Origin of the sequence: Aggregatibacter actinomycetemcomitans (assembly GCF_003130205.1) — a bacterium.
In the GTDB taxonomy this organism is placed as follows: domain Bacteria; phylum Pseudomonadota; class Gammaproteobacteria; order Enterobacterales; family Pasteurellaceae; genus Aggregatibacter; species Aggregatibacter actinomycetemcomitans_A.
This window is the reverse complement of record NZ_NRDF01000003.1, coordinates 142,818-157,095: the sequence shown is the minus strand read 5'-3', so window position 1 is coordinate 157,095 and position 14,278 is coordinate 142,818. Positions and strand designations below refer to the sequence as shown.

Genomic DNA, 14,278 nt, shown 5'->3' with positions numbered 1-14,278 from the left:
AAAACTTTTTACCAACCACAAGTTTGTTTAGCTTAGTGAAAAAACATTTGACTTTGGGGCTGGGAGACAGTATCTACGCGAAAACACAAAAAAACACCACTGGCGCGCGTCTCCTGACGCGTGTTCCTGATGTCTGAAAATAAGCAAACGTCGGGAAACGCGCGCCAACAAAATTTAAAGTTTTTACAAAAATCCAACTGTTATAAGGAAAATCTATGCTACAAGCGATCATCTTTGATATGGACGGCGTGATTGTCGATACCGAATTTTTAGAATACGACTTACAAGCGCAATTTATTGAATCCATTAAGGAACACGACTGCACGTTAACCCCGCTCGAACGTTCGGAAGTGGTAGGCAAAGGACTGGCGGAAATCCCTGAAATCGTGAAAAAATTGAGTGGTTCCTCGCTCTCCTTAGAAGAAATCAAACAGCGCTATTTTGATTTCTTCAAACAGCTTTTTGCCACCGTGGATTACCGCGCGATTTTCCGAGCCGATATTCAGCAAATCATTGATTTCGCCAAACAAAACGGTATAAAATTAGCCGTCGCCTCCTCCTCCCACCTTGACCACATTCAAAATATTCTGACCGAATGCGGCATCATTCAACATTTTGATTTTATTGTCAGCGGCGAACAATTTAAGCGCAGCAAACCGGACCCGACAATTTACCGTTACACCCTCGAAAAATTAGGCGTACAAGCCCAAAATGCCGTGGCGATTGAGGATTCTTTTTCCGGCATTCAAGCCGCTAAAACCGCAGGCATTCCCGTCATCGCCTACGAAGAAAAACGCATGCACATCGACCAATCCGAAGCCGATTATTGTGGTAAAGACATGAAAGAAATCTTGCGCGTCATTCAACAGTTACATCATTAATCGGTTTATTGAGAAAAATAGAAAAGTGCGGTCGGTTTTGGAAGTGTTTTTTGAGCGAGAAAAACGATTGAGACAAAACGCAACGCGTTTTGAGCGTCGGCTTGCCGACGACCCGAAGGGTGAGCAAGTCGGCAATGCCGAATTGCGAATAAAATGACCGCACTTTTTGATCTATTACGTTGGCGCGCGTCTCCCGACGCGTGCCTAATGCTTGAAAATAAGCACGCGTCGGGAGACGTGCTATCGTTGGGGACTTATACTATCTGAGACGTTTTGGCGATGGTGAAAGGCTATCTTGAGCCTCCCATGTTTCTAATATATATATAGCCAAAGAATGAGCTGCATTAACAACCAATCTTGCCTGTCTAACCTCAGGAATATAGGATTCTGGACCTCCACCATGTGCTGAGCTTTCGTGTGTCCTTATTGATGCTACACCATCAATTATAGATGTAATACCAGAATTAATTTTCTGTAAATCATCTTGTCCTAATTTACTTAATCCAAACTTAAAATCTTCTTTAACTACTTTCCACAATTCTTTTAATATTTGTGTATTAGGTAGTTCTAAACATTTCTCTGAAATATAAAATTTTAAAATAGACTCTAAAATATTACATGCAGAAGAAATCGCATCTAATGGATTTGTATTTAAACTTTTTAGCGCTCTATCAAATTCTCGATTTATTGAGGAAACATCTCTATTTTTAATCAAATCAAACAAAGTGATGCTAACAGGCGATAACGATTTTGATGGTAAGATTTTCCCATTAATATATGTGAAACCATGGTTACTTAGTTCTGTTTCTATATCCTCTTTAAATTTTTTCTTGTTCTCTTCTTGAGTTTTTTTATATCCATAGGGAAAATCATTTCCCATCAAAGGTTTTGTAGCTTCATTAAGCAAGATCTCTAATTTTTGTATTGGTTCTGGGCAAGTATCATTTATATTTGATAATTTACGTTGAACCTTTTTTTCCTTATTTTCATTAGAAATACTATCTGATGCTATACCTGCAGATAAAAATAATGTATCTAATTCTGTATGTGAATTAAAGCCAGGTAACTCTCTGGATAAAAAAGCAATAATCTCTAGTGGAATTAATATCTTACTCATAAAAAGTCCTTAATAACTAATATTTATAATCAAATTCAACACCCGCTTCTCCGACACCTGATACTTCGTCCCCAGCTGCTGCGCAAATAAACTCACGCGCAATTCTTCGATCATATATCGAATCTCAGCTACTTCATCAGAAATCGGTTTGGATTTCGGGAGTTTGGCGAGCAACTGTTGGTAGGCTTGTTGTACCTGTTCCACGCGTAACATTGCCGCGCGGTCGCGATTGACGTCTTGGGCAAGTTTGTCCATGCGTTTGTCGATGGCTTGCAGGTAGCGGAGTAAATCCGGCAGGCGGGCGTAGCCGCTTTTTTGTACGAAGCCTTGATAAATCAAGCCGGCGATTTGGCTTTTCATATCGGACAACGCAAACGCCATGGTGAAGTCCATTTTGCCTTTCAGTCGTTGGTTTAATTGATGGGTGAGCGTAAGGATTTGCTCCACTTTTTGTGCAATATCCACGGTGACATCATTGAGGTTTTCGCGCACAAAATCGCGCAGTTTTTCAAAGCCTTCTTCGTTCCACACAAAACCGCCGAAATCCACAATGAGTTTATCCACGGCGCAGGCGATACAGTCATCAATCAGATCCAGCACACGTCCGAACGGCGTGAAATAAAGCCCGAGTTTGGATTTATTCGGCAGTTTTTCGTGTAAATATTTAATCGGCGACGGCACGTTGAGCAACAACAGGCGGCGCAGCCCTTGCTGCATTGCCACGGCTTGCTCAAATTCCGTTTCAAACAGTTTCAGGCCCACGGCATCTTTTTCATCAACGATTGCCGGGAAGGCTTTCACGCTGAAACCCTGTTTTTTCTGCTCATAAAATTGCGGCAGGTCGGCGAAATTCCAAATGTGCGCGCCGCTTTGTTCAATGCCGTCGTCCGCCACCGCAGAAATGCTTTCCTGCACACGGTCTTTCAGCTCAAACTTCAGCGCGTCCAAATCCATAGATTCGGCAATTTTCTTGCCCTTTTCATCCACCACGCGGAACGTCATTTTTAAATGGCTCGGGATTTGCGCCCAGTTCCAATGTTCCGCTTCCGCGGTCACGCCCGTCATGCGGCGCAATTCATAAATCAGCGTATCCAATAACGGTTTTTCCAACGGTACGGCGCGCCCTAAAAAGGCTTGCGCGTAATTCGGCGCAGGCACGAAGTTGCGACGGTAGGATTTCGGCAAGGATTTAATCAGCGCAATCACCAGTTCTTCACGCAAGCCCGGGATTTGCCAGTCAAAGCCCGTCATTTCCACCTGATTAAGCAACGGCAGCGGAATATGCACGGTCACGCCGTCCGCGTCAGTGCCGGGTTCAAATTGGTAGGTGAGTTTGAGTTTCAAATTGCCTTGGTGCCAGAAATTCGGAAAATCCAGTTTGCTCACCTGCTCCGCGTCGTCATTAATCAGGAAAGAACGCTCGAAATTCAGCAGTTCCGGATCCTGTTTGGACGCTTTTTTCCACCAAGTATCAAAATGCTTTTGAGACACCACTTCCGTGCCGATTCGTTGGTCGTAAAACTCAAACAGCGTGCGCTCGTCCACCAAAATATCACGGCGGCGGCTTTTGTGTTCCAGTTCTTCCACTTCGCGGATAAGCTGTTGATTTTGTTTGAAGAACGAGTGCTTCGTATTCCAATCGCCCTCAACCAGAGCCGATTGAATGAAAATCTCGCGGCTCACCGCAGGATCGATAGCGCCGTAATTCACAGGGCGCGCCGCCACAATCGGCACGCCGTACAAACTCACTTTTTCATCGGCAATCACCGCCCCGCGCGATTTCGACCAACGCGGTTCGGAATAGGATTTTTTCACTAAATGCACCGCAAGCGGTTCAATCCATTCCGGCTCGATTTCCGCCACCATGCGTCCCCAGAGTTTGGACGTTTCCACCAACTCCGCCGCCATCACCCATTTCGGCTGCTTTTTGAAAAGCACGGAATTAGGGAAGATGGTGAAATGGGCGTTGCGTGCGCCGAGATATTGCTGCTTTTCCGCTTCTTTCAGCCCGATATGGGACAGCAAACCGCTTAAAAGTGCGGTATGAATTTGCTGATATTCCGCTTTTTCGGAATTAATCGGCAAGCCCATTTCACGCACCGCAAGGCGAATTTGTTGATAAATATCCTGCCACTCGCGAATGCGCAGATAATTGAGAAAATCCTTTTGACATTGGCGACGGAATTGGTTTTTGCTCAAGGCTTTTTGTTGTTCTTGCAGATAATTCCACAGATTCAAAAACGCCAAGAAATCCGATTTTTTATCGGCAAAACGACGATGTTTTTCTTCCGCTGCTTGTTGTTTTTCTGTCGGGCGCTCACGCGGATCTTGAATGGATAACGCGGAAACGATGATCATCACTTCATAAACGCTGCCAAAATTGACCGCACTTAGCAGCATTTTGGCAAGGCGTGGATCCACGGGGAGCTGGGCGAGTTGGCGACCGAGATTTGTGAGAACGCGTTTTTCTTTAAAAGTTGGAGTATTCCCCCCCTCAGCCCTGCGGGCAGCTCCCCCCGTAAACGGAGGGAGCGAAGCTCCTTCTTCTGATAAAATACCCTTTCCCTCCCCCTGTTTACGGATGGAGGAAAGATTATGAAGTTGTGTAGAAAAAGAATCTTGGCTCCCCTTGCTTGCGGGGGGAGCTGCCCGCAGGGCTGAGGGGGGCTGGCGTGTTACTTTCCATTCTAACGCCCCCAACTCTTCCAACAACTTCACCCCGTCCTGAATATGCCGTTTATCCGGCGCGTCCACAAACGGAAAGGCTTCAATATCATCCAAACCCAACGCCGTCATTTGCAAAATAACGGATGCTAAATTGGTGCGCAAGATTTCCGGATCGGTAAATTCCGGGCGATTGTTAAAATCTTCTTCCGAATAAAGACGAATACAAATACCTTCGCTCACACGTCCGCAACGCCCTTTGCGCTGATTAGCGGAGGCTTGTGAAATAGGCTCAATAGGCAAGCGTTGCACTTTGGTGCGGTAACTGTAACGAGAAATGCGCGCGGTGCCGGGGTCGATAACATATTTAATGCCCGGCACGGTGAGGGAAGTTTCCGCCACGTTGGTGGCAAGCACGATACGATTTAAGCCACTCGGGTGGAAAATTTTGTTTTGTTCTTGTGCCGATAAGCGCGCAAAGAGCGGTAGGATTTCCGTGTGTTTTAAATTTTGTTTTTGCAGGGCTTCCGCCGTGTCGCGGATTTCTCGTTCGCCGTTCATAAAAATCAAAATATCGCCGCGCCCTTCTGCTTGCAGCTCATCCACCGCATTTAAAATACCTTGCAACTGGTCTTGATCGTCTTCCTCGGCGATAGGGCGATAACGCACTTCCACAGGATAGGTTCTGCCGGAAACTTCAATAATCGGCGCGTTATCAAAGTGCTTGGAAAAACGCTCCACATCAATGGTGGCGGAGGTGATAATCAATTTAAGATCCGGGCGACGCGGCAAAAGCTGTTTCAGATAACCCAGAATAAAATCGTTATTCAGGCTGCGTTCGTGGGCTTCATCGATAATCAGGCAGGAATATTGGTTAAGAAAACGATCCGTTTGAATTTCCGCCAACAGAATCCCGTCGGTCATCAGCTTGATTTGGGTGTTGTCGGAGAGACTGTCGTTAAAACGCACTTTGTAACCCACCAAATCACCCAATTCCGTTTGCAATTCTTCCGCAATACGCGCGGCGACGGAACGGGCGGCAATGCGGCGTGGTTGGGTGTGTCCAATCATGCCGAAGTTGCCTAACCCCAACTCCAGACACATTTTTGGCAACTGGGTCGTTTTGCCCGAACCGGTCTCCCCTGCCACCACAATCACTTGGTGTTCGGACAATAATTTTTCGATTTCCGCTTTGCGTTGGCTAACAGGCAGGCTTTCCGGAAAAACAATCGGATTTTGCACCACACTTTTCCGTTGTTCCACGCGCAATTTCGCCTGTTGAATTTGTTGTTCGATCTCCGTGGCGACGGCTTGTTGTGCATCGGTGCTTTTAATTTTGCCAATGCCATGAATACGCGCGGATAAACGGCGTTTATCCGCAAGCATGACGTCATTCAGTTGTGTGAAAAGGGAGTGTTGTAAAGGATTAAGTTCTTGTTTTATCGTTATTTTATTCATTCTGATTTACTTTTGAAACTGCCGTAAGCCAAACCAAGCCAGCCGATTAAAAATAGCGTGCCGCCGATGGGCGTGAGCCAAACCATAAATTTACCTGCGCCAAGTGCGAGAGCATATAAACTGCCGCTAAAGAGAAGGATGCCGAAGGTCCACGCGCCGGCGGCAACATTGGCGCTTTTGTTGGCGACGAATTGCTCACGGCATAATTGCGCGATGCCGATTCCCATGATGGCGAGGGTGTGGAACATTTGATATTTCACGCCGGTGTCAATCCAGGCTAAAGCTTTCGGTTCCAACACTTGGCTTAAACCGTGTGCTGCAAAAGCGCCAATACTGACAGATAAAAAACCGCTCACGGCGGCAATGAATAACCATTTGTTTTTCATTTAAAATTTTCCTATTAATAATGCCAAAATACCGGCAGCGATGAGTGGACCCACGGGAATGCCGCCGAGAAAAGAAACGCCGATAATAGTGCCTATAACCAAGCCGGTTACCAGAACCGGTTGTTCTCCCATGAGCGGAACGCCTTTGCCGGCAAGCCACGCCACCAACACGCCGACACCAATGGCGACAAACATTTTCCAGCTAAAAAACGCCGACAAGCCCGGCAATTGGATTTTGCCGGAAACCAGCGGGCTTAATACACCAATGGTTAAAATCACGATACCGATGCTTAAGCCGTATTTTTCCAAATAAGGAATATATTTGGCGAGCAAGGTTTGTTGCATGATAAGCAATACAGCGGCGGAAATGGTGATGGAACTGTTGTGGCTGAGTACACCTAATAAAATTAAAATCACCAAAAGTAAGGCGATCGTGTTGAATTGAAACGACATATTGATCCTAAAGCGCGGTAAAAATTTGCGGTGAATTATAGCACAGGCCGCCTGTTTTTCCCTGCGTCAAGCAACAAAAAACCGCACTCCGGAAACCAAAGTGCGGTCATTTTAAAACGCGTTTTTACGCTTGCGGATGTCTTGTCGCAACCTCTTGTAATAAGGTTTTAAGCTCACCTTGTTGGTACATTTCCAGCACGATGTCGCAACCGCCGATTAACTCGCCTTCTATCCACAATTGCGGGAACGTTGGCCAGTTGGCGTAAGCCGGCAATTCGGCACGAATATCAGGGTGTTGCAAAATATCCACATAACCGAACGGCACTCCGCAGTGAATTAACGCTTCGACTGCACGGGCGGAAAAACCGCAAGACGGGAATTTCGGCGAGCCTTTCATGTAAATAAGAATTGGATTTTCGCTAATTTGTTTTTTGATTTTATCTAAAGTTTCCATAATGTTCCTTGTGTTTATTGAAGGAAAAAACGCGCGTATTGTATCACAAACAATTTTCCCCCACCAATAAAAGCCTGAATGTTTGACTCGGATTTACCGGCTACTACCGGAGCGCCCTCACCTCGTCCATTAGGGCGGCAAGATTTAGGTTAATTCTTCATTCAGCACATGATTCATTGGGCTGACATAAGGTCGGCGCCAGTTGATTTTACCGATTACCACAACCGGAATAATTTCCGCTTGTTACAGCTTCGATGTCGCCATAAAAACGCGATAAAAAACCACCGCACTTTTTTACGCTAAATTCATGAAGCCTTCATCGGCACCCAATTCAGGATAATTTTCCCGCTTACCAACAAACGGGATAACGCCGAACTCATAGCATTTGATTTTGTTGGAATTGAGTTAATGGTTCTTCCGTTAAATTTAGACGGATCGATTTTGTTTTGTACCGCTTTTGCACGGCTTCAACAACACCGGTTAAGGTTCCTTTTGCAAAATTCGCCTGACTTTTTTCCATATTCACTAAATTCGGAATTAAGTCGCTACGACGTGGTAAGTGGATTCCACACATTTATCCACACAGAATAAATTTCTTCTTCCGCTTTTACAAAACCGTTATAGCTTGGAATCAAGGTGACTGCCGCAATCACAATAACTGCGATTAAAATAAGCCATTTTTTCATTTTCATTCCTTATATTTAAATAACCTGACTACATAAAACAAAAGACCTAAACTTTCGTTTAGGTCTTTATTATTTCTATTTGCTAATAATCAACAAATGAATTATTTAGTACCATTAACAGCGATTTCTACGCGACGGTCATCAGCCAAGCAAGCAATAAGCGCTTTACGGCCTTTAACTGCATCGCATTTGTTACCGGTAACCGGATTTGCTTTACCATGACCGGTAGCAGAGATGGCTTGTTGAGAAACACCTTTAGATACAAGGTAGTTTGCTACAGTTTCAGCACGTCTTTGAGATAATTTTTGGTTGTAAGCGTCAGAACCGATACGGTCTGTATAACCTGCAACTTGAACATTAGCATTGTTCACTTGAGCGATTTCGCCGTAGATGCCGTCTAATGTGCTTTGTGCTTGCGGTTTTAAGTTAGCTTTACCGAATGCGAAAGTCACATCAGAGTTCAAGCTGAATGTCTTTCTTACAACTTCAGGAGCCGGAGCAGGTGCTACACCTTGACCGAAACGGTAGGACAAACCAACTGCTACAGAACCGATGTCCGGTGAATAATCAATTGTACGTGCAGAACGGTCGGCTCTTTCTTCTGCACGACCTAAGTTGCCTACACGGCTAACCCATTGGTATTCTGCTCGTAATGCCAGTTCAGGAAGAATGGCGTACTCAACACCACCCGCAAAAACCGGAGATACTTTCAAATTGTGATATCTATCAGGTTTATTGGCTTGACCAACTTTATAATCACTACGAATTAAAGCGGCACCAACACGTCCATAAACATCTAAGTTGTCCAACACAGGATAACTTGCCTTAAGTGCTAAAGTTGTACCATGAGCAGTATGTCTAAAGCGTTGGGCACCATTAACTTTAGCCTTAGAACGTCCAAAATATTCATAACCTGCTTCAACAGCGAAGTTATCTGTAATTTGATAACCACCGAAAACGCCGTAAGCCTCAGAGTTACGATTTATAGAAACTCCTTTCTGTTTAAATTGATTTAATCCGTGATGAGACGAAGCCCAACCGGCTTTTGCACCAGCATAGAAAGTGTTTGCTTGTGGTGCTGCCTGTGCTACTGTTGCTGCTACTAAACCAGCGATAGCTAATGCGATTGCAGTTCTTTTCATTTTGATGATCCTCTTTAACTTAGTCATCTTTAATTTAAAACAGTATCAGCCGATACAGCTGAAAACCAACACAAGGACTTGTGTTACCTGTCATCTTAAACCGTTTAAGTAAAAAAGTGAAATTCTTTACAATTAACGAACTAAAATATTGTTTAATACGAAGTTAAATTCACCCCATATACTTTTAACAAATACATATCCCTTATGAAATGACTGTTTAAAAGTTCAGACATTATCCCACTAAAAAGCCGAAAATCAAACAACTTAAGTTTTTTTGATTGTTTTTTAAACAATCTAACACCTTTCTAGTTCACTAATCAACCAATCTTAAGAATTTATTCAGTAAATTTAATATTTCTTTGCCTTTTTCTACTGACAATATTCTGCATTTGTATGTTAAGATTCGGTTACTTTCTACCGCTCTAACTAATCAAGCGCTATGCAAATACTACCTCGTTTAAAAAATGTTCCCCAATGCTCTCCTTTAGTTAAAGATTATTTGAATACCCTACGTCAGCAACATTTTGAAGGCGATATTGCGTCCAATTATGCCGATCGTCTCAGTTTAGCCACCGATAATAGCGTTTATCAGCAACTGCCGCAAGCCATTTTATTCCCCAAAACCGTCACCGATGTGGTGCGCCTGACCAAACTGGCGCAACAGGAAAAATACCTTCCGCTGACCTTTACCCCGCGCGGCGGCGGCACGGGAACCAACGGGCAATCTATCAATAACAATATTATTGTGGACTTATCCCGCCACATGACGAAAATTTTAGAGTTAAACGTAAAAGAACGTTGGGTACGCGTGCAAGCGGGCGTGGTGAAAGATCAGCTCAATCAGTTTCTCAAACCGCACGGTTTATTTTTCTCGCCGGAGCTTTCCACCAGCAACCGCGCCACCTTGGGCGGCATGATCAATACGGATGCCTCCGGGCAAGGTTCCTTACAATACGGCAAAACCTCCGACCATGTTTTGGGATTGCGTGCCGTATTGATGAACGGCGAAATTCTGGACACAAGTGCGGTCAAATCTGACGACGTTTTTCATACTATCGAAGAAAGTCATTTGTCTGCCGGCGGAAAAAAAATCCATCAGGAAATTTTCCAACGCTGCAAAGAAAACCGTGAACAAATTATCCATGATTTGCCACAATTGAATCGCTTTCTCACCGGTTACGATTTAAAAAATGTTTTTAACGCTGATTTAAGCGAATTCAATTTAACCCGTATTCTCACCGGCTCGGAAGGATCTCTCGCCTTTATTTGCGAAGCGGTGCTGGATTTAACGCCGATTCCGCAATATCGCACCTTAATTAACATTAAATATAGCTCCTTTGATGCGGCATTACGCAACGCGCCGTTTATGGTGAAAGCCAACGCCCTTTCCGTGGAAACCGTGGATTCCAAAGTGTTGAATCTGGCGAAGCAGGACATTATTTGGCATTCGGTGAAAGAACTCTTAACAGAAGAAGAGCAAAATCCGATTCTCGGCTTAAATATTGTAGAATATGCAAGCAATAACCAGGCGATCATTGAAAATCAAGTGTCCCAATTATGTGCCGCGTTGGATCAAAAAATTGCCGACGGACAAGATCATATCATCGGCTATCAGGCGTGTTCCGACTTGCCTTCTATTGAACGAATTTACGCCATGCGCAAAAAAGCCGTGGGCTTGCTGGGCAACGCCAAAGGCGCTGCAAAACCCATTCCGTTTGTAGAAGACACCTGCGTGCCACCGGAAAATCTGGCGAACTATATTAGTGAATTCCGCGCTTTGTTGGACAGCCACCATCTGCAATACGGTATGTTCGGACACGTGGATGCGGGCGTGTTACACGTGCGTCCGGCGTTGGACTTATGCGATCCGGAACAGGTGAAACTGTTCAAACGGGTTTCCGACCAAGTGGCGAACTTAACCCACAAATACGGCGGTTTAATTTGGGGCGAACACGGCAAAGGTATGCGCTCGCAATACGGCGAAAAATTCTTCACACCGGCACTATGGCGCGAGTTACGTTACATCAAATTCCTGTTCGATCCGCAAAACCGCTTAAATCCGGGGAAAATCTGCACCCCGCTGAACAGCGAGCAAGAACTCTACTCCATCTTATCGCCGATGCGCGCCGATTTGGATCGTCAAATTCCGATTCAAATGAAAGAAGAGTTTATCGGCGCCATGAATTGTAATGGCAACGGGTTATGCTTTAATTTTGACGTGCACAGCGCCATGTGTCCGTCCATGAAAGTGAGCAAAAACCGTATTTTTTCACCGAAAGGACGCGCCGCGATGATTCGCGAATGGTTGCGTTTATTGGCAAATGAGCAGGTTCGTCCAGAACAACTGGATTTCAAACAATCCACAATGAAACTCACGAATATCGTGAAAAAAATCCAAAACAGCCGCAAAAAACGCCGTGGCGAATATGATTTCTCCCATGAAGTGAAAGCCGCTATGGATACCTGCCTTGCCTGCAAAGCCTGCGCCAGCCAATGTCCGATTAAAATCGATGTGCCGAGTTTCCGTTCTAAATTCTTTCATTTTTATCACCAACGCTATTTGCGCCCGATAAAAGATTATGTGGTGTCCAATGTGGAATTTATTGCGCCGCTGATGGCAAAACAGGCAAACTTCTTCAATTACTTCACAGCGGCAAAAGTGAGCCAAAAAGCGGCGGAAAAATATTTAGGCATGACGGATTTACCGTTGTTGTCCACGCCGAATTTGCAGCAGCAACTCATTCAAATCGGGCATAAAAACGATTCCTTGGAAACACTGGAGCGCCTAAGTGCGGTGGAAAAACAGAATGTTTTACTCATCGTGCAGGATCCTTTTACCTCCTATTATGATGCCAAAGTGGTTGCCGATTTTGTGGCGCTGATCGAAAAATTAGGCTTTAAAGCGGTATTATTGCCATTCAAACCGAACGGCAAGGCGCAGCACATTAAAGGCTTTTTAACCCGTTTTGCGAAAACCGCGAAAAATCAGGCGGATTTTCTTAATCGTATGGCGAAACTCGGCTTGCCGCTGGTGGGCGTAGATCCGGCGATTGTGTTGTCTTATCGGGATGAGTATAAAGAAATCCTGAGGGAGGCGCGGGGCGATTTCCATGTGCTAACCGCCCACGAATGGCTAAAACAACAGCTTGATAACGGCACGTTGTTACAGCACATGAAAAACGCCGGGAAAAATGGCCGCACTTTTGAGCCACATCAGTGGTATTTATTCCCGCATTGCACGGAAATCACCGCAATGCCGAACAGCGCAAAAGAATGGCAACAAATTTTTGCCGCGTTCACTCAACAATTACAGGTTGAAAGCGTGGGTTGTTGCGGCATGGCGGGCACTTTCGGGCATGAAACCCAACACATCGAGATGTCGAAAGCCATTTATGTATCTTCGTGGGAGCAAAAACTGCAAAATAAAAGTCCTGACTATTGTTTGGCCACCGGCTATTCCTGCCGCAGTCAAGTTAAACGTTTCGCCCATTATCAGCCGAAACACCCCGTGCAAGCCTTATTAACTTTATTTAAATAACGAGATCCCATGAGTATCTGGAAAAAAAATCTTACGTTGGAACAACTGAATGCGTTTTGTAAAAACTGTGCAGTGGAACATTTGGGTATTGAATTTATCGCCAAAGGTGATGATTGGTTGGAAGCACGAATGCCGGTAGATCGACGCACGACGCAACCCATGGGGTTATTGCACGGCGGCATTTCTGCGGCATTGGCGGAAACTATCGCTTCAACAGCTGGATTTTGTTGTGTGGCGGAAAATCAGGCGGTGGTCGGGTTGGAAATTAACGCCAATCACTTGCGTGCCGTACATCAAGGCAATGTGTACGCCAAAACCACTCCCATTCGCTTAGGCAAAAATGTGCAGGTTTGGCAAATTGACATTCGTGACGAGCAAGATAAACTATGCTGCGTTTCACGTTTAACTCTTTCTGTAATCACTCATGAATAAAGCAGCAAAAATCGGCGTTATCCTTGCCAATTTAGGCACACCGGACTCGCCCAATCCTAAGGATATTTCCCGCTACTTATGGCAATTTTTAACGGATCCGCGCGTAGTAGATTTGCCACGCTATAAATGGTTTCCGCTGCTCAAAGCCATTATTTTGCCCTTGCGCTCCAAACGTATTGCAAAAAACTACCGGTCCATTTGGACCAAACAAGGTTCGCCGCTACTTACCATAACTCAACAACAAAAAGAAGCATTAGCGATTTTTCTGCAACAACAAAACCTTAATATGGAAATCGAAATCGGCATGACTTATGGCAATCCGTCAATACCCGATGCGGTACAAAAATTAATAGATAAAAAAGTGGATCACATCATTGTATTGCCGCTTTATCCGCAATACAGTAGCACCACCACAGGCGCTGTGTTTGACTCCTTCGCTGCGGCGCTGAAACAACAGCGTGGCATCGTGCCGTTCGATTTCATTCATTCTTATCAATTAAACCAAGATTACATTACAGCCCTGATTGAATCCTGCAAAGTGCGGTTGAAATCCGAAGAGTTTTTACTGTTCTCTTTCCATGGCATTCCGTTGCGTTACGAAAACACCGGCGATTATTACCGCACCCACTGTCAACAAACTGCCGCTGCTGTAGCGCAAGGTTTGGGTTTAAATGAAAAACAGTGGGGAGTGACTTTCCAGTCCCGCTTTGGTAAAGAAGAATGGTTGCAGCCTTACACCGACGACTTTCTTGCCGGCGCGGCACAGCAGGGCATTAAAAATATCGCCGTCGTCTGCCCCGGCTTTGCCGCCGATTGTTTGGAAACCTTGGAAGAAATCGCCGAAGAAAACCGCGAACTATTTTTAGCCAGCGGCGGACAAAGTTATCACTACATCCCGGCGCTCAATGCCGAACCGGCGCATATCGAAGCGCTTGGTAAACTATTACTGAATATGATCGGCAAAATGAAATGCAATAACTGCAATGTGCCGAATATAAACGAAGTTCCGATCATTGAAGTGCAAACTTCAGGTCAATTAAGCAGCCGTTGCCATTAATAGCGCGGCA

10 protein-coding genes and 1 pseudogene are annotated in these 14,278 nt (G+C 45.0%); 4 read left to right on the top strand and 7 right to left on the bottom strand.

What is annotated here, in order from left to right:
• The first annotated feature begins 215 nt into the window (after nucleotides 1-215).
• On the top strand, nucleotides 216-881 hold the full coding sequence (locus tag DK423_RS04320) for an HAD family hydrolase (RefSeq protein ID WP_005559057.1): 666 nt from the start codon (nucleotides 216-218) through the stop codon (nucleotides 879-881).
• Between the two features lie 259 nt (nucleotides 882-1,140).
• Here DK423_RS04320 and DK423_RS04315 read toward each other — a convergent pair whose 3' ends face one another.
• The 7 genes and pseudogenes from DK423_RS04315 to ompA all read right to left on the bottom strand — a co-directional run bounded on the left by DK423_RS04315 (nucleotide 1,141) and on the right by ompA (nucleotide 9,241).
• On the bottom strand, nucleotides 1,141-1,998 hold the full coding sequence (locus DK423_RS04315) for an abortive infection family protein (protein ID WP_005559053.1): 858 nt from the start codon (nucleotides 1,996-1,998) through the stop codon (nucleotides 1,141-1,143).
• A 9-nt stretch (nucleotides 1,999-2,007) separates the two neighbouring features.
• Nucleotides 2,008-6,120 (bottom strand): ATP-dependent RNA helicase HrpA, encoded by a 4,113-nt coding sequence (hrpA, locus tag DK423_RS04310; protein WP_109043885.1) that lies wholly within the window; start codon nucleotides 6,118-6,120, stop codon nucleotides 2,008-2,010.
• Nucleotides 6,117-6,506, bottom strand: a complete 390-nt coding sequence (locus DK423_RS04305) for a DUF423 domain-containing protein (RefSeq protein ID WP_005559047.1) — start codon at nucleotides 6,504-6,506, stop codon at nucleotides 6,117-6,119. Before DK423_RS04305 ends, hrpA begins: the two co-directional genes overlap by 4 nt.
• Nucleotides 6,507-6,959, bottom strand: a complete 453-nt coding sequence (locus tag DK423_RS04300) for a DUF441 domain-containing protein (RefSeq protein ID WP_005559046.1) — start codon at nucleotides 6,957-6,959, stop codon at nucleotides 6,507-6,509.
• 124 nt (nucleotides 6,960-7,083) lie between these two features.
• Nucleotides 7,084-7,413 (bottom strand): Grx4 family monothiol glutaredoxin, encoded by a 330-nt coding sequence (grxD, locus tag DK423_RS04295; RefSeq protein WP_005559045.1) that lies wholly within the window; start codon nucleotides 7,411-7,413, stop codon nucleotides 7,084-7,086.
• Between the two features lie 300 nt (nucleotides 7,414-7,713).
• Nucleotides 7,714-8,099 (bottom strand): annotated as a pseudogene (locus DK423_RS04285) (LemA family protein); the annotation flags it as partial.
• Between the two features lie 101 nt (nucleotides 8,100-8,200).
• A complete protein-coding gene (gene ompA / locus DK423_RS04280) occupies nucleotides 8,201-9,241 on the bottom strand; it encodes a porin OmpA (RefSeq protein ID WP_005559042.1) in 1,041 nt (346 codons plus the stop codon).
• A 439-nt stretch (nucleotides 9,242-9,680) separates the two neighbouring features.
• Between ompA and ydiJ the strand changes: the two genes are divergently transcribed.
• The 3 genes from ydiJ to hemH are packed head-to-tail and all read left to right on the top strand — an operon-like array spanning nucleotide 9,681 to nucleotide 14,268.
• Nucleotides 9,681-12,779 carry a D-2-hydroxyglutarate dehydrogenase YdiJ gene (gene ydiJ / locus DK423_RS04275; protein ID WP_005559041.1) on the top strand — a complete coding sequence of 1,033 codons (3,099 nt, stop codon included), beginning with the start codon at nucleotides 9,681-9,683 and terminating at the stop codon, nucleotides 12,777-12,779.
• Nucleotides 12,780-12,788: 9 nt separating this feature from the next.
• Nucleotides 12,789-13,211 carry a hotdog fold thioesterase gene (locus tag DK423_RS04270; RefSeq protein ID WP_005559040.1) on the top strand — a complete coding sequence of 141 codons (423 nt, stop codon included), beginning with the start codon at nucleotides 12,789-12,791 and terminating at the stop codon, nucleotides 13,209-13,211.
• Nucleotides 13,204-14,268 (top strand): ferrochelatase, encoded by a 1,065-nt coding sequence (gene hemH, locus DK423_RS04265; protein ID WP_005559039.1) that lies wholly within the window; start codon nucleotides 13,204-13,206, stop codon nucleotides 14,266-14,268. Before DK423_RS04270 ends, hemH begins: the two co-directional genes overlap by 8 nt.
• The last annotated feature ends 10 nt before the right edge of the window (nucleotides 14,269-14,278 follow it).

Bases quoted from the DNA above. Each gene is read 5' to 3' on its own strand.
- DK423_RS04320 (WP_005559057.1), top strand. From the start codon at position 216: ATGCTACAAGCGATCATCTTTGATATGGACGGCGTGATTGTCGATACC.
- DK423_RS04315 (WP_005559053.1), bottom strand. From the start codon at position 1,998: ATGAGTAAGATATTAATTCCACTAGAGATTATTGCTTTTTTATCCAGA.
- hrpA (WP_109043885.1), bottom strand. From the start codon at position 6,120: ATGAATAAAATAACGATAAAACAAGAACTTAATCCTTTACAACACTCC.
- DK423_RS04305 (WP_005559047.1), bottom strand. From the start codon at position 6,506: ATGAAAAACAAATGGTTATTCATTGCCGCCGTGAGCGGTTTTTTATCT.
- DK423_RS04300 (WP_005559046.1), bottom strand. From the start codon at position 6,959: ATGTCGTTTCAATTCAACACGATCGCCTTACTTTTGGTGATTTTAATT.
- grxD (WP_005559045.1), bottom strand. From the start codon at position 7,413: ATGGAAACTTTAGATAAAATCAAAAAACAAATTAGCGAAAATCCAATT.
- ompA (WP_005559042.1), bottom strand. From the start codon at position 9,241: ATGAAAAGAACTGCAATCGCATTAGCTATCGCTGGTTTAGTAGCAGCA.
- ydiJ (WP_005559041.1), top strand. From the start codon at position 9,681: ATGCAAATACTACCTCGTTTAAAAAATGTTCCCCAATGCTCTCCTTTA.
- DK423_RS04270 (WP_005559040.1), top strand. From the start codon at position 12,789: ATGAGTATCTGGAAAAAAAATCTTACGTTGGAACAACTGAATGCGTTT.
- hemH (WP_005559039.1), top strand. From the start codon at position 13,204: ATGAATAAAGCAGCAAAAATCGGCGTTATCCTTGCCAATTTAGGCACA.